Raw genomic sequence first — 15130 nt, 5'->3', positions numbered from 1 at the left:
CCCCCATGCATTATCTAAGTTTTTTTAAACGATCACTTTGACTAATAATATCCGTAACCCTTACTCCAAAGTTTTCATCAATAACGACAACCTCACCTTGGGCAATTAGACGGTTATTTACTAGGATATCTACCGGCTCACCTGCGAGTTTATCAAGTTCAATAATGGATCCCGCTGATAGCTCAAGAATTTCCTTCACAGATCGTTTTGTTCTGCCAAGCTCCACTGTAACTTGAAGTGGAATGTCGAGTAGCATATTTAAATTCTTTGATTCAGACTCTTGAAGATGAACTGGCTCAAAATTTGAAAATACTGCAGGCTGCACATTCGCTTTTGGTGCTTCCGGAAAAGCTGAGCCAAAATGCTGTGGTCCACTATGCTGACCAGCTTGCTGATATGACGGTTGATAGCCATAGGGTGCTTGCTGATAAGCAGGCATTGGCTGCTGTTGGTAGCTGCCCTGTTGATACACAGGTTCATTCTGCATATTTTGTGGCTGGTTATACCCGTAATCCTGTCCAGCTGGCTGTTTATCAAAAGAAATATCTGGCTGCGTTGGCTGTGCATATGCAGGTGTGTTAACTTCATCTATTACGTTGGAATCAGTTGATTCTGCACCACCAGGATTTAGTAATTCTTCAACTAGGCCTTTTGCAAAATGAAGCGGCAATAGCTGCATAATATTTGAATCAATTAAGTCACCAATTTTTAATCGGAAAGATATTTTCACCAAAATATCTTCATTAGGTATTTTATCGGTCCCTGCCCCTTGTTGTACATCCAACACATCTATCATTGGTGGAGATATATCTACCTTCTTGCTAAAAATGGTTGACATCGAAGTTGCTGCTGAACCCATCATTTGGTTCATTGCTTCCTGAACAGCACTTAACTGAATTTCCCCCATCAAATCAGATGGATTTTGTCCATCCCCACCCAGCATTAAATCTGCAATAATAGCTGCGTCCTCTTGTTTAATGACTAATAAATTACTTCCATAGAATCCTTCTGTATAACTAACTTGAATCGCAACATATGGATGAGGGAATTCCTCTTGTAATTTTTTTTGTGAGATGACAGTTACTGTCGGCGTTGTAATATCCACTTTTTGATTTAGTAAGGTGGATAAAGCTGTAGCTGAACTACCAAATGAAATATTTCCGATTTCTCCTAGAGCATCTTCCTCGATACTTGAAAGATAATCTTCAACAACAAAGGAATCATCCATCATTTCTTCAGTGTCCTCATCATCACCACCACGTAATAGAGCATCGATTTCATCTTGTGAAAGCATATCACCGCTCATCATCGTCGTCTCCCCCTTTCACTATATCCAATACTTGAATGGCTAGTTTTTTGTTTACTTTCCCTGGTTGTCCAATAAATTTCGGAATATCTCCTACTTTAATAATGAGCGGTTGTTCAATTTGCTTGTTCAACTCAATTACATCCCCTATATCTAACATTAAGAAATCCTCGATGCTTATTTCTGAATTACCAAGTTCACTGACAACTGAAACTTCTGCATTTTGAATATGTTTTTCTAATCTTTCTATTTCTTCTGGTACGCGATCCTTTTTATCTGTCTGCATATAATAGTGGGCAGATAGCATAGGAATAATTGGTTCTAGAACAACATGCGGTATACAAATATTCATCATTCCGCTTGTTTCGCCAATAGTTGTATTTAACGAGATAACAACAACAGTTTCATTCGGTGAAACCATTGATAAGAATTGAGGATTTACCTCAAAATCCGTCAATAGGGGTTCCATTTCAACGATTGTGCTCCAAGCCTCTAGATAGTTTTCGAATGCACGTTCAAACGTATTAGACATTATTTTCGTTTCAATTTCTGTTAAATTCTCAACATTATTGACGCTTGTCCCTTTTCCACCCATCATTCGATCCATCAATGCATACGCAATGTTCGGGTTAACCTCCATTAGAATTCTACCATCCAAAGGCGGCACTTCGAACACATTTAAAATGGTCATTTTTGGAATGGAACGAATAAATTCTTCGTACGGGATTTGGTCGGCAGATGCAACCGTAATTTGGACGTACGTTCTTAATTGAGCAGAAAAGAATGTCGTCAAAAGACGAGCAAAATTATCATGGATCCTTGTTAAACTTCTAATTTGATCTTTTGAAAATCGCAGTGCTCGTTTGAAATCGTACACTTTTACTTTCTTCTCGGTTTGTTCTTTCTTCAATTCGTCTGCATCCATCTCACCAGTAGATAATGCAGACAATAGGGCATCTATTTCATTTTGTGATAAAACTTCTCCGGACACGTTCCCTCACCTCCAGTAAAAAACTATGGCTCATTTCACGAATGCTGTGCCGTTCATTAACTTGTGCATTTCTTAACGCCATGCAACATCATATCAGAATAAAGCATGCACTCATATCGGTACTATTTGCTATTGGAGGAGAGATTCAGTGATATAGACCTCTTCAACCTTGCCCTTTTGCATGAGGCCGTTTATTTTCCCTTTTAATGCCTCTTTTAACTTCATTTGACCTTCTTTTCCCTGGATATCTTCAGCGGTCATTTCTGAAAGTTCTTGGATAATAATATCCTTTACTTGAAAATCTCTTTTCTCTAATTCTTCTTTTGCTTTTTTGTTATCAGTTTGAATCTTGAAAGAAATACGAATAAAATCATTGCTTGCTAAATTTGTTGTTAGTTGCGGAACATCAACAGATGCTTCCAAAACTTCATCAATCGAAGGTTCTTTTGGACCTGAACCATCATTATTAAGCTGCTTGACAACAATAACTGCAACAGCACCAACTAGGGTAATGGCAACAAGCATAATTATCATAATCATTACAAGCTTATTATTCTTCATCTTCATCTTCCCCCACATGCTGATGCCCTAGAAGGCTTACAGATTGATAGAAATCTTTTACTAGCTTCACGACTGCTTCCTCTGATTCCTTCACGACATATTTCCGCCCATTCGTTAGCGTAATCGTCGTATCAGGAAAAGATTCGACTACTTCAATAAAAACAGCATTTAATACAAACTCTTTCCCATTTAAACGCGTTACCTTTATCAATGTTTTATTCAGGGCCAAAAAGCTTATGCTTCTGACCCTGTCCCTCCCTTAGCCTATCGTTTTAAGTTAACTAACTCTTGCAGGATTTCGTCAGATGTTGTGATGATACGTGTGTTCGCTTGGAACCCACGTTGAGTTACGATCATTTCAGTGAATTCTTCGGAAAGATCGACGTTGGACATTTCTAGCGATCCCGCTGCAATTGATCCTCGGCCACTGCCGGGAACATTAATATTTGCAGTACCAGAGTTAATCGTTTCTTGGAATAAGTTATTCCCCGCCTTTAGAAGTCCTGAAGTATTACTGAATTTTGCGAGTGCAACTGTTCCAAGGCTTCTAATCTGGCCATTTGAATACACACCATTTACTTCACCAGTAGGACCAATATTAAAACTTTCTAATTTTCCGGATAAATTCCCGTTAGGATTAGCCTGTGCTGTGATTGAATCTCCATCTTGTTTAAGTTTATCAACATTAATTTTAGCAGTTCCTGCATCCGTTAACTCGAGTGTTGCTAAATCTATATCAGCAGGTGCAGTATAAGTTTTATTTGTTGCATCATATGCTAATGCAACTGATATACTCGCTTTTGGATCAGTTGTAGATTTTTGATTTGTAATCTTAACTTCCCAGCCAGTCCCAGCAGCATCGACAACATATTGATAGTCTAGAGTATGTTCAACACCTTTTTCATCAACAATCTTCATCTGTTGAACATCACTGCCTGCACCAGGTTTTAACGTTGACGGATCTGGCAAACTACCATTTAATTTTATTTCATTAGTTGCTAGTGCAGGTAATGTAGCATTCACATTTACAACAATATCTTCAAGTACCCCCGATTTATATGCTTGTACTTTAAGACCATCTGAATTAACTAGAGTTCCATTATCATCAACATAAAAATTTCCTGCTCTAGTATATAAAATCTGATCACCTTGTTTAACTACAAAATATCCATCTCCATCAATTCCTAAATCAAGTGCACGACCAGTAGATTGTAAACTAGAACCAGTATGAATGGTATCTATCGTTGCTAATGCTGAGCCAAGCCCAATTTGCATTGGATTAGTTCCACCGCGATTGTCTGTTGCCGCACTAGCACCCGCAACCATTTGGTTCATTGTATCTTTAAATGTGACACGACCTTTTTTAAAGCCGTAAGTATTTACGTTAGCAATATTATTACCGATTACGTCTAGCTTTGTTTGGAAGTTTTTCATTCCGCTTATCCCTGAGTACATTGAACGTAGCATTTATTAGTTACTCCTCTCATATACGGCTTGCTTCAGTCATTCCACAAGCCATGGCTTCCTTTTACAGGTCCAGCCATCGATTTATTGATCTAAAAGTATCGTGCCATTGATATTGGTAAAAATTTGTGTTCGGGCTTCTTCCCGATCCATTGCCGTTATCACCGTATTGTTTTTTGCACTGACAATTAATGCCGCATCCTTAAGCAGTACGAGTGATTCCTTTACACCCTTGTTTTTTGCTTCTTGAACTTTTTCTTCAATCTGATTCCAGCGCGCCTCATTAATATGTATTCCCCTTTGAAGCAGGCGCTCCTTCGCATGCTTGCTTACAGTTAATTTACTGTCCGTTTGTAATGCATGTTGAAAATGAACAGAAAATTTATTGTTCGATTGAAGGATTTGATTAACCGAAGTTGGTTTGGGTTTACTAACGGCCTTTGATTGAATCGGATGAAACATCATTTTATCCATTCAATCACTTCCTAAGTATTATTCAATTTTTGTAATCTGCGATGAAGAGATTGTCGTTCCATCCTCTAATTGAAAAACTGTTTTCCCATCCTTGAATGAAACTGATTTAACAATTGCAGTTTTTTCTTCCTTATCTTCACCTAAGAAAGTAACTTTCTTGCCAATCATCATACTTGCCTGTACCATCGCATTTTCTTTCGATGTTTCATTGATTTGAGAGATATTAGCCGGTTCAAGCTTTGTTCCATCATCAAGTATAAAGATGACACTATTATCTTTGAATTGAACGGAAGCCACTCGACCTGTTCCCTCTTCAATCACAGGTTCCTTACCTTGCTCCTTGGATGGAGTCAGCTTATGCCAAGTAACATCTTTTCCGACAAATTGGTTATATGCAATGATTTGACTTTGTTCTTGAACTTTTACAAAGTTCTCCATCGTCTTGCTCATATTCGTTATTTGCTCTAATGTAGAAAATGTCGCCATTTGGGCAATAAAATCTTTATCCTGCATTGGATTCGTAGGGTCTTGGTTTTGAAGCTGAACCATTAATATTTTAAGAAAATCATCTTTACCTAGAATGTCTGAACCTGTTTTTCGCTGCTTTTTCTGATATTCAGATAGAAGCAACGAAGAATCGATTGTATTTGTCATTTCATATCACACCTAAGCTTCAGTATTAAGAAGTGCTTCTTCAAATGAGTTTGTAAAATCACCATTAGATTGCTGTTCCTTTTGTTCTTCCCTTGGCTGTTGTCTTTCTTGTTGTTGCTGCTGCTCACGGTTAAACGTACGTTCTTGACTCGTAAACTGTTGAGCGATTTCTACTCTTTCAATTTGAATGTTTTGAGAACTAAAGGCATGTTTTAATCCATTTAGCTGTGATTCCATCATATCCTTGGCAACGGAGGTAGAGGTTAGAATTCTTGCAATAATCATCGAATCCTTTTGAATTAATTCAACTCTGAGTGCACCTAAATGCTCAGGATTTAATTTAATAAATAGCTTCTGTGTACCGCCGCTATTTATAAATTTACTTCTAGAGAGAATAGATTCAAACTGTTCAATTAATTGTTCAGCAGATACAGGTCTTTGTGCACTTGTCATCAGTGTCAATTGTTCAGGCTTTGAAAGCTGTTGGAATTGTAAAAATCCTGGATGAACACTATCCGTTTTCGTTAAGCCCTTTGTCATATTCTCAGTACTGAATTCAGTACCAGATAATACGGGATTTTTTGTGTTCATTTCTTGAACAAGATTATTAAATGTTTTTTGTAAATACTCTTCCTTTGCGATTGATGGTTGAGTTGTTATTTTTAATTCTAGCTTTTCTTTTATACTCTTAATTAACTCTCTTAGTCTAGTTTCATTTCCGAATGAATCTTGTTGTGCTGCTAATAGATCAAAAAGCTTTACCGCCTTCATCGCTTGACCAAATTCTTTATCAGGCTCGAGCTTTACATTATGGATTTGCAGGGATGAGATTACTTCTAATAGCGATAAAATCGCTTCATTCAAATCTTTGTGTGCAGTTTCTCCCTCTATCTTATTTAATAAATCCTTAGCAGTTAAATCTTCATTTGCAGAAGTTAATTGATTGTAAAGCTTAGTTAACAGCTGCAACAGCTCTTCTGCAGACATATTTAATTGTTCTTGGATAAGAGAAACAGCATCGACATCACTTTGTAGCATTGTTTTCCCTAACAGATCGCTTCCATTTTCGAGTTCTAGAATATCATTCATTTGCAAAAATTGAACGAGTCCAGCAAGTTCTTCACCTGTAAGTTCATTTACTTGCTCATTAACTGGCTGACTATTAGAAGACTGTGAAGCTCCAGCCATCAAATTAGCAAATACGGTTGAAAAACCATTAGTGCCTTTACCTGCATCCGTTGCATTTCCTCCTGCTGTCGACACAAGAGAATGGATTGTCCCTAAACTTGCAATCTCCACTTTTTCACCTCCCTTCAATGAATAGATTGTCTATTCACTTTCTTCAATATCAGCTGTTAAAAGCTCCGTATATCTTGCAGCATCCTCTGGTTCCATTTTTTCCATAATTTCCGCAAGTTTATCTGACTTTAAATTCGTTAATATTTCCAATGCTTCTGTCTCACTCATTTGTGAAAGGATAGGAGCTGCCTTTTTTGCCGAGATCGTTTCGTATGTTTTGACTATATCCTTGAAGGCTCGTTTATTCTCTTCTTTCATTGCGGTCAGTTCTTCAATTTCCGCTTCAAGCTGCTCCTTTTCAAGCTCTGCTCTTGAAATTTCCTGATCCTTGCTCTCTAATTCTGTTTCAAGCTTTGTAATCTTGGCTTCACGGTCTTTAATTTCCGCCTCAAGCTCGATCATTTTTGTCTCAATATCCTTCGCTGAGTCGGAATCATCATCTGAAATTGCGGATGAAATAAATGGGATTTTTTGTCCGTATTCCTTTGTTAATTCAAATACATTGTAACCAAGAATAGTCATCACAATGAGGGCGACCGTTATGGTAAATAACAGCGGAATAAGGACAACAAATATGAAGCTTTGGAACCTTGATGTTTTTTTTGATTCTAATTCTTCTGCAACTTTGTCCACGCTATCACCTAACTTCCCCGACTCATATATTGCTGGATCGAGATATCATCCATTTGCTTGCCTTCCAGCAGTTTCATATTTTCAGTGAAATTCGTAAAATCTTTTTCTTTAATCTTTTCATACTTTTTCACTTCTATATTCTTTTCCATCAGCTTTTCTTGATAAAAATTCATATGGTTTCTTGCATTGATAACTATTTGCTGGTAATGATTGATTGTTTTTTCAAGATTATAGATAAAATGCTGATGGTGCCTCATTTCCTGAACATGTATTCCATTTACAAGCCTTTCAGATTGGAAACTTTCGAGATCTTCTTTTTTCTTTAGTAGACCATATAACTTTTCAGCTGCCTCTTCGAATTTTTTCACTGCCTGATTATAGACATTAAAGGCTTCATCTTTTTCTCTTTCTTTAATAGAAAGAATTTTTGCGAATTTATACTGATAATGCACGAAAGTTACTCTCCTTTCCCTACTAGGCTAAATAATTGCTGAATACTTTCCTGAAATGAGATCTTTTCATGTGTCGCCTGTTTTAAGAACGAAATGATCGTTGGATAAAGTCTGATTGCTTCATCAATATCCATTGAGGAGCCTTTCTTGTATGCCCCAATATTAATTAAATCCTCAGAATTTACATAAGTACTTAATATTTCCCGCAGTTTTTCCGCAGATTTCACATGATTCGTATCTACAATATTATTCATAACCCTGCTGACACTTTTAAGGACATTGACAGCTGGGTACTGACCTTTATTTGCTAAAGCACGATCAAGAACAAAGTGACCGTCTAAAATACCACGGACTGTGTCCGCAATTGGCTCATTCATATCATCACCATCAACCAAAACTGTATAAATAGCCGTAATTGAGCCTTTTTCATTTGTACCTGTTCTTTCCAATAGCTTCGGCAGAATGGCAAATACAGAAGGTGTATACCCCTTTGTTGTTGGCGGCTCACCGATTGCCAATCCAATTTCTCTTTGTGCCATTGCTACCCTTGTCACAGAGTCCATCATCATCATGACATTCAAGCCTTTATCTCGAAAATACTCAGCGATTGCTGTAGCAGTAAATGCACCTTTTATTCGCATCAATGCAGGCTGGTCTGATGTGGCAACAATAACTATTGATCGGCTTAAGCCCTCTGGTCCAAGATCCTTCTCAATAAATTCTCGTACTTCTCTTCCACGTTCCCCTATTAGCGCGATTACATTTAAATCTGCCGTCGTATTCCTCGCTACCATTCCAAGCAACGTACTTTTCCCCACGCCACTGCCGGCAAATATTCCAACACGCTGTCCAATTCCAATTGTAAGCAGACTATCAATCATGCGAACACCAACTTCAATTGGTGAAGAAATCGGCGGTCTTTGAAGCGGGTTTGGCGGATCCTGGTCTGTTGGAACGGACGAAAGTCCTTTCGGCAACACTGATCCATCTAAAGGCTGACCAACTGAATCAAGAACCGAGCCAATTAATTGAGCTCCAACTTTTATTTCTAATGGTTTAGAAGTAGCTTCAACTAAACTGCCAGGAGAAATATCATTGATCGATGTATAAGGCATTAAAATGACATCTTCATCCTTGAACCCTACAACTTCAGCCTTTATGATTCTTTTTCGTTTATGTCCAACATGAATATAACAAACATCCCCAATTGAACTTTCTGGCCCCTGGGATTCAATCATCAAACCGACAACCCTTTTCACTCGCCCATAACGTTTAAATGTATCCAATTGGTCAATCTCTTCAATTAAATCAGCGAGTTCCATTCCTTATTCACCCTCTAGCAATTCGATAAGCTTCTGCTTTATTTCTTCTAGCTGACTATCAATGCTCGCGTCAATTCTTCCATTTTCCGATTCTATTAAACAGCTTGTTTCGGATAAATCATCGTTCGGATAAATATAAAAATCGATGTCTTTCGGAAACAATGCCATGATCTCTTCTTTATTTGCCAAAAGAAAATCATATTGAACTGGGTGAACATGTAGCTGAACTTCCTTATTATCTCTTGCTTCTTTTAAAGCACGTTTTACAACAGATAAAAATTCCTCTTCCTTATCTTTCAATGTTTTCCCAAGAATTTTACCGGCAACTTTTAATCCAAGCTCAAGGATTGTTTTCTCTGATGAATCTACATGCATACGGTAATCCCTTTTTGCCGATTCCACAACGTCCTTAGCAGATTGAATGATTTCATGAAATTCATGATAACCTTGCCGGCGTCCTTCCTCTAAACCCTGTGTAAACCCCGTATTGCGTGCCAGCTCAGCTATTTCTGCTTTTTCAATTTCAAAGGCTATTCTCTCGTCTTCTATTTGTTTACGAAGATTTTCCGCTTCATGTTGAGCGTGACTTACAATCGATTCAGCCTGCATTTCTGCCTCATGTAACATCGTCTGTATCAGTTTTTCTGTATCGATAGAAGTAAATTCTGGTTCTTCTCTTTGATTTAATGGGTCAAACACTTTAATTGAAATTATTTTCTTTTCACTCTGTACGGGAGGAGCCCATCCAGTTCCTTTGATGAGCCTAGACAATAATATCATCTCCTCCGCCACGAGCAACAACGATTTCTCCAGCTTCCTCTAGACGGCGGATAATCGCAACGATTCGAGATTGTGCCTCTTCAACATCGCGAAGTCTGACAGGACCCATAAACTCCATTTCCTCTTTAAACGTTTCTGCCATCCGTGAAGACATATTTTTGAAAATGATATCCTTCACTTCATCACTAGAAACCTTAAGTGAAAGCATTAAATCTTCGCTCTCACAATCACGAATAACTCTTTGAATTGCACGATTATCAAGCGTAACAATATCTTCAAATACAAACATTCTCTTCTTAATTTCTTCAGCAAGTTCAGGATCCTGGATCTCTAATGCATCCAAAATTGTCCGTTCTGTTGAACGGTCAACCCCATTAAGGACATCCACAACCGCCTCAATTCCACCTGTTTGTGTGTAATCCTGTGTAACTGTTGCTGAAAGCTTTCTTTCAAGTATTTGTTCAACTTCATTAATAATTTCTGGAGAGGTACTATCCATCACAGCAATCCTGCGAGCGATATCTGCCTGCATTTCCTGTGGAAGTTCTGATAAAATTTGCCCCGCCTGTGCCGCATCTAAATAAGATAGGATTAATGCTATCGTTTGCGGATGCTCATTCTGAATAAAGTTTAATATTTGTCCTGGATCCGCTTTTCTAGCAAAATCAAAAGGTCTAACTTGTAATGATGAGGTCAATCGATTAATTATTATTGCTGCTTGTTCATTTCCTAATGCTTTTTCAAGAACTGTTTTCGCATAACCAATCCCGCCTTGAGAAATATAATCCTGTGCTAAAGCAATATTGTGGAACTCCTCAAGAATTTCTTCCTTCGCCTGTGATTCAACTTTACGCACGCCAGAAATCTCTAAAGTTAGTTTTTCAATCTCTTCCTCACTTAAATGTTTATAAACAGAAGAGGCTACCTCAGGACCAAGGGAAATTAAAAGGATGGCTGCTTTTTGCTTACCAGTTAATTCTTTTTGATCTCTTTTTGCCACTATTCATTCCCCCTAATCTTCAGCAATCCATGTACGTAACAGTTTTGCAAAGTCTTCCGGTTTTTCTTTAGCCATTTTCTCCAACTGTTTCTTTCTCATTGTGCTTTCTGTTTCATGTTCTTCATTCACATCAGGTACATGTAACAGTTCTTCTTGTAGTGCATTTTCTTCTTCCTCTTGGGCACGTTTCTTTTTCGCTCTAATAAATAGGAAGATAAGCAGTGCAATAATCACTAATAGAATTCCACCTACAATGTATGCCCATAGTGGCAGAAGCGGTTTTGATTCATCTGGGAACTCAACTTTTCCATTGAAAGGCTGAACTGAAACAACCACTTTTTCATTGATTTCTTCGTCCGTTAGTTCTCCATCATTGGCTTGCTTATCAATCGTTGTCCGTACAATGGTTCCGAGGATTTTCGTAATATCATCAATTCTTTCCTGTGGAAGCTCCCCATCTTTTGGAGGATTAACCATCACTTGAATCCCTAAATCTCTAACCTTATATGGACTTTCAACAATTTCTTTGCGAATTTTATTTACTTCATTATTAATCGTTTCTTCAATTCTTTCGTAATCCCCATTTGCTCCATTTCCTTCAAGATAACTAGAACCAAGCGCATCACCTGGATCTTCGCCCTGTGGAATACCTCCTGCAGCATCCCCATTTCCCGTAAAGGTTTCAGTGATTTTATGTGCACTGATCGCAATACCTTCCATATCTTCTTCATTCACAGGAGTTACAAGATTCTCTTCTCTGTTTTCCTGCGTAAAGTCAATATCTGTTGAAACAGAAACAACTACATTACCAGGACCCATTAACGTACCAAGCATATTTTGGACTTGACGCTGAACATCCTTCTCGATTTGCTTCTTAATTTCATGCTGTGAAGCAAATTGAGAACCCGGTGTTGAATTTTCAGTATTTTTTAAATCAAAGTACTCAAAATTCTGATTTGTTATGACGATATTATCAGTGGGTAAATTTGGAATGCTCTTTGATACTAAATGATATAAGGCTTGAATTTGAGATTCTTCAAATTGATAGCCTGGCTTTGTGTTTAATACGATTGAAGCAGAAGCTGCTTCAGAAGGGTCACTGACAAAAATACCTTTTTCTGGTAAATTAATCATCACCTTCGCATCCTGAACGCCATCAATTCCTTTCATAAGATTAGCTAATTCTGATTGCATGGCGTCTAGCTTTAATACGTTAAATTCATTTTCTGTCATTCCGATTCCAGCATTTTGGCTAAAAAACGAATAATCAATGCTGCCTGATTTCGGAATCCCTTCGGCAGCTAATTCAACTTTAAGTGTATCCACAACTTCTTCCGGGACTTTTATTGTTGATCCGCCATCAGCGATTTCAGATTGTATCCCCCTGCCGTCCAGGTTTTCTTTAATTGTGCCTGTTTCGGATGGAGACAGATTGCTATAAAGTGGAACTAGCGTTGTTCTTGTAGAAAAAAAGGATATTAATGCGATTAATACAATGAATAAAAGAGCGGAACCAAAAAGCAATATCTTTTGCTTTTTGGTTCGGCTGCTAAAATATTCTTTCACTTTATCAAAATATCTTCGAAACGATTCTTTCATTTTAATCCTCCGGTTATCTGTCTCATATTAGGCTTTCTAATAACCGCAAATTATTAGTTTTCAGCTTTAATCAAGAAACCTATAATTGCTCTCTTACCTTCAGCTAGTTTCGGTCATTTAGCAAAGAACAAGACTAGAGCTTTCCTATTAAACTTGCATTCTCATTGTCTCTTGGTAAGCTTCAATCACTTTATTACGAATCTCTAACGTTGCTGACATTGCTACACTTGCCTTTTGAGAGGCAATCATTACTTGATGTAAATCTATATTCTCACCATTAACAAGCTTTTCTGTCGCTTTGTCAGATTGAACCTGTAGTTCATTCACCTTATCAATAGATTCCTTCAATACAGACGCAAAGCTTTTTTGTGCTTCAGATGGTGAATTTGTATGAATCTTATTTTCAGTTTGAGGTTTTAATACGTGAGCTGCCGATGTAACTGAGTCGATATTAATCATTTATTCTTCTCCTTTACTTGCCGATTTCAAGAGCCTTCATCATCATGCCCTTAGATGCATTAAAGACGGTTACGTTTGCTTCATAGGATCTTGTAGCACTAATTAAATCTACCATTTCCCGTAAAGGGTCAACATTTGGCAGTTCGACATAGCCTTCAGCATTAGCATCAGGGTGTTCTGGATTGTAAACAAGCTTAAATGGAGTTTCATCTTCAACGATCTTTGTTGCTTTCACACCATTACCAACCGAACCATCATTGCTTCTATTCATAGCAATATGTAAGAAATTAGAAAATTGCCCTTCCTTCGGCTGAAGCACAACTGATTTACGTTTGTACGGCTGCCATTCTCCATTCACATATTTCGCTCTTGTTGAATCTACATTAGCCATATTTGAGGAGATGACATCCATGCGTAATCGTTGAGCAGATAACGCTGATGCAGTATTATTCATACTATGAAAAATCGTCATTTTTATTTGCCTCCCCTTATGACATTTTGTAAGCTGGAGAACTTCCCGCTAATTCTTTCAGTTAATGCGTTGTAATAGATTTGATTTGTAGCTAAATCAGCCATTTCATTATCAATATCTACACTGTTCCCATTTTCATTAAAAGAAACATTTTTCCTTGTAACGACCCCCTTAATGGATGGTTCGCTAATATTAAATTCATAATGCCTGCTATCTGTACGATATGCGGGTATTCCTTGATTAACAGCCGTTTGCAATGTTTCTTTGAAACTAACATCCTTCGCTTTATATCCCGGAGTAGCTTCATTGGCAATGTTTTGCGAGATTACTTTTTGTTTAAGTGAAGAATAATTTAACCCTTTTTCAAGGGTTGTTATCGTATTAGAAAACAACTTCATATACGCACCTCATTTTTATTCAGTTCATTGTAAGTATATTAATTGTAAATGTATTATTTTGATGATTATTCGCATAATTTGTCGACCTATAGTACATTGTAAAGAAAATGAAATAATATGTCTATGCACAATAGAATACTTTTAACAGGACATTCGACCCATTTTCATTATAATTTGATTGTTTGAATTCTTGTACAGGAAATCATTGTAAATAATTACGATTTTCCGAACAATTTAAACCGTACAAACAGACTTTACATATGTATACACTCTTTTCTTTAATTACCTTAGTTCTTTTGTAGCGAGCATTACTTACTATAAATCACCTTGCAATATTGTAATGGTCTTGTAATAAAAAAACACCAACTTGTCGAAAGTTGGTGTTTTTCAATGTATTTTTATTTATTGCACAATTGCATGTTAAATTAGTTTGATTTTAATTTTTCTAGTTCAAATAAAAACTTGTCATTAAGTACCTTAATGTAAGTACCCTTCATACCTAGAGAGCGTGATTCAATCACACCAGCGCTTTCTAATTTTCTAAGGGCATTTACTATAACAGATCTTGTAATTCCTACGCGATCAGCGATCTTCGAGGCAACTAGTAAACCTTCTTTGCCGTTTAATTCTTCAAAGATATGTTCAATCGCTTCAAGTTCGCTGTATGAAAGTGAACTAATAGCCATTTGAACAACCGCTTTACTTCTTGCTTCTTCCTCGATTTCTTCTGCCTTTTCACGAAGAATTTCCATTCCTACTACAGTTGCTCCATACTCAGCCAGGATTAGATCATCATCATGGAACTGCTCCTTCAATCTTGCAAGAATTAGCGTACCAAGACGGTCTCCTCCGCCAATAATTGGAACAATTGTTGTTAAACCATTGCTGAATAGCTCTTTATTTTCGATCGGGAATGCAGTGTATTCACTATTTACATCAATATTTGAAGATGTTTCCTGAATGTTGAAAAGGCTATTTGTATATTCTTCAGGAAATTGACGATCTTCAAGCATTTTTTTCATTCGCTCATTCTCGATTTGTTGATTTGCAGCATAACCTAGAAGTTTTCCTCTTCTGCTAACAACATAAATATTCGCTTCAATTACATCACTTAAAATTTCAGCCATTTCCTTAAAATTTACCGGTTTACCTGCTGCTCTTTGTAACATTGCATTAATTTTTCTTGTTCTCGTTAATAAATCCATTCTTTCTTCCTCCTAAATGCTAAACACAAGTCCTATTTTTATTTATTTGTCTACCCTTTCA

18 protein-coding genes are annotated in these 15130 nt (G+C 37.2%); all 18 read right to left on the bottom strand.

Annotation, left to right across the window (positions count from 1 at the left end):
- Positions 1 to 10: 10 nt before the first annotated feature.
- The 18 genes from fliY to codY all read right to left on the bottom strand — a co-directional run bounded on the left by fliY (position 11) and on the right by codY (position 15069).
- Positions 11 to 1309, bottom strand: coding sequence for a flagellar motor switch phosphatase FliY (gene fliY / locus AN957_RS11380; RefSeq protein WP_056684180.1), 1299 nt, complete (start codon positions 1307 to 1309; stop codon positions 11 to 13).
- Positions 1296 to 2297, bottom strand: a complete 1002-nt coding sequence (gene fliM / locus AN957_RS11375; RefSeq protein ID WP_053475672.1) for a flagellar motor switch protein FliM — start codon at positions 2295 to 2297, stop codon at positions 1296 to 1298. Before fliM ends, fliY begins: the two co-directional genes overlap by 14 nt.
- Before the next feature lie 129 nt (positions 2298 to 2426).
- The gene (gene fliL, locus AN957_RS11370; RefSeq protein WP_053475671.1) at positions 2427 to 2858 is read right to left on the bottom strand and encodes a flagellar basal body-associated protein FliL; all 432 of its coding nucleotides are present in this window, start codon (positions 2856 to 2858) and stop codon (positions 2427 to 2429) included.
- A complete protein-coding gene (locus AN957_RS11365) occupies positions 2848 to 3069 on the bottom strand; it encodes a flagellar FlbD family protein (protein WP_053477504.1) in 222 nt (73 codons plus the stop codon). Before AN957_RS11365 ends, fliL begins: the two co-directional genes overlap by 11 nt.
- Positions 3070 to 3122: 53 nt before the next feature.
- Positions 3123 to 4325 carry a flagellar hook protein FlgE gene (locus AN957_RS11360; RefSeq protein WP_053475670.1) on the bottom strand — a complete coding sequence of 401 codons (1203 nt, stop codon included), beginning with the start codon at positions 4323 to 4325 and terminating at the stop codon, positions 3123 to 3125.
- An 81-nt stretch (positions 4326 to 4406) separates the two neighbouring features.
- Complete coding sequence (locus AN957_RS11355; RefSeq protein WP_053475669.1) at positions 4407 to 4796, bottom strand: TIGR02530 family flagellar biosynthesis protein; 390 nt, start codon at positions 4794 to 4796, stop codon at positions 4407 to 4409.
- An 18-nt stretch (positions 4797 to 4814) separates the two neighbouring features.
- On the bottom strand, positions 4815 to 5450 hold the full coding sequence (flgD, locus tag AN957_RS11350) for a flagellar hook assembly protein FlgD (RefSeq protein ID WP_053475668.1): 636 nt from the start codon (positions 5448 to 5450) through the stop codon (positions 4815 to 4817).
- A 12-nt stretch (positions 5451 to 5462) separates the two neighbouring features.
- Entirely contained in the window at positions 5463 to 6749 is a 1287-nt protein-coding gene (locus AN957_RS11345) for a flagellar hook-length control protein FliK (protein WP_056684176.1), read from the bottom strand.
- A 30-nt stretch (positions 6750 to 6779) separates the two neighbouring features.
- Complete coding sequence (locus AN957_RS11340) at positions 6780 to 7382, bottom strand: MotE family protein (protein ID WP_056684173.1); 603 nt, start codon at positions 7380 to 7382, stop codon at positions 6780 to 6782.
- A gap of 8 nt (positions 7383 to 7390) precedes the next feature.
- Positions 7391 to 7834, bottom strand: coding sequence for a flagellar export protein FliJ (gene fliJ, locus AN957_RS11335; RefSeq protein WP_053475665.1), 444 nt, complete (start codon positions 7832 to 7834; stop codon positions 7391 to 7393).
- Between the two features lie 5 nt (positions 7835 to 7839).
- A complete protein-coding gene (gene fliI / locus AN957_RS11330; protein WP_056684170.1) occupies positions 7840 to 9156 on the bottom strand; it encodes a flagellar protein export ATPase FliI in 1317 nt (438 codons plus the stop codon).
- 3 nt (positions 9157 to 9159) lie between these two features.
- Positions 9160 to 9936 (bottom strand): flagellar assembly protein FliH, encoded by a 777-nt coding sequence (gene fliH, locus AN957_RS11325; protein WP_056684167.1) that lies wholly within the window; start codon positions 9934 to 9936, stop codon positions 9160 to 9162.
- Positions 9920 to 10936 (bottom strand): flagellar motor switch protein FliG, encoded by a 1017-nt coding sequence (fliG, locus tag AN957_RS11320; RefSeq protein WP_053475662.1) that lies wholly within the window; start codon positions 10934 to 10936, stop codon positions 9920 to 9922. The genes fliH and fliG overlap by 17 nt, the downstream gene beginning before the upstream one ends.
- A gap of 12 nt (positions 10937 to 10948) precedes the next feature.
- The gene (gene fliF / locus AN957_RS11315; protein ID WP_053475661.1) at positions 10949 to 12535 is read right to left on the bottom strand and encodes a flagellar basal-body MS-ring/collar protein FliF; all 1587 of its coding nucleotides are present in this window, start codon (positions 12533 to 12535) and stop codon (positions 10949 to 10951) included.
- 147 nt (positions 12536 to 12682) lie between these two features.
- Positions 12683 to 12994 carry a flagellar hook-basal body complex protein FliE gene (fliE, locus tag AN957_RS11310; RefSeq protein WP_082446535.1) on the bottom strand — a complete coding sequence of 104 codons (312 nt, stop codon included), beginning with the start codon at positions 12992 to 12994 and terminating at the stop codon, positions 12683 to 12685.
- Between the two features lie 13 nt (positions 12995 to 13007).
- Entirely contained in the window at positions 13008 to 13466 is a 459-nt protein-coding gene (gene flgC, locus AN957_RS11305) for a flagellar basal body rod protein FlgC (protein WP_053475660.1), read from the bottom strand.
- A gap of 2 nt (positions 13467 to 13468) precedes the next feature.
- Positions 13469 to 13864, bottom strand: a complete 396-nt coding sequence (gene flgB, locus AN957_RS11300) for a flagellar basal body rod protein FlgB (RefSeq protein ID WP_056684164.1) — start codon at positions 13862 to 13864, stop codon at positions 13469 to 13471.
- A gap of 425 nt (positions 13865 to 14289) precedes the next feature.
- The gene (gene codY, locus AN957_RS11295) at positions 14290 to 15069 is read right to left on the bottom strand and encodes a GTP-sensing pleiotropic transcriptional regulator CodY (protein WP_053475658.1); all 780 of its coding nucleotides are present in this window, start codon (positions 15067 to 15069) and stop codon (positions 14290 to 14292) included.
- Positions 15070 to 15130: the final 61 nt, after the last annotated feature.

Source organism: Cytobacillus solani (assembly GCF_001420595.1).
GTDB classification, from domain to species: Bacteria; Bacillota; Bacilli; order Bacillales; family Cytobacillaceae; genus Cytobacillus; species Cytobacillus solani.
Note: the sequence above shows the minus strand (reverse complement) of the source record. Positions and strands in the feature narration are given on the sequence as shown.

Excerpts from the sequence above, each read along its gene's own strand:
- fliI (WP_056684170.1), bottom strand. The coding sequence starts at position 9,156 with ATGGAACTCGCTGATTTAATTGAAGAGATTGACCAATTGGATACATTT.
- flgC (WP_053475660.1), bottom strand. The coding sequence starts at position 13,466 with ATGACGATTTTTCATAGTATGAATAATACTGCATCAGCGTTATCTGCT.
- AN957_RS11360 (WP_053475670.1), bottom strand. The coding sequence starts at position 4,325 with ATGCTACGTTCAATGTACTCAGGGATAAGCGGAATGAAAAACTTCCAA.
- flgD (WP_053475668.1), bottom strand. The coding sequence starts at position 5,450 with ATGACAAATACAATCGATTCTTCGTTGCTTCTATCTGAATATCAGAAA.
- fliY (WP_056684180.1), bottom strand. The coding sequence starts at position 1,309 with ATGATGAGCGGTGATATGCTTTCACAAGATGAAATCGATGCTCTATTA.
- fliH (WP_056684167.1), bottom strand. The coding sequence starts at position 9,936 with ATGATATTATTGTCTAGGCTCATCAAAGGAACTGGATGGGCTCCTCCC.
- fliL (WP_053475671.1), bottom strand. The coding sequence starts at position 2,858 with ATGAAGAATAATAAGCTTGTAATGATTATGATAATTATGCTTGTTGCC.
- flgB (WP_056684164.1), bottom strand. The coding sequence starts at position 13,864 with ATGAAGTTGTTTTCTAATACGATAACAACCCTTGAAAAAGGGTTAAAT.
- codY (WP_053475658.1), bottom strand. The coding sequence starts at position 15,069 with ATGGATTTATTAACGAGAACAAGAAAAATTAATGCAATGTTACAAAGA.
- fliF (WP_053475661.1), bottom strand. The coding sequence starts at position 12,535 with ATGAAAGAATCGTTTCGAAGATATTTTGATAAAGTGAAAGAATATTTT.
- AN957_RS11355 (WP_053475669.1), bottom strand. The coding sequence starts at position 4,796 with ATGGATAAAATGATGTTTCATCCGATTCAATCAAAGGCCGTTAGTAAA.
- fliE (WP_082446535.1), bottom strand. The coding sequence starts at position 12,994 with ATGATTAATATCGACTCAGTTACATCGGCAGCTCACGTATTAAAACCT.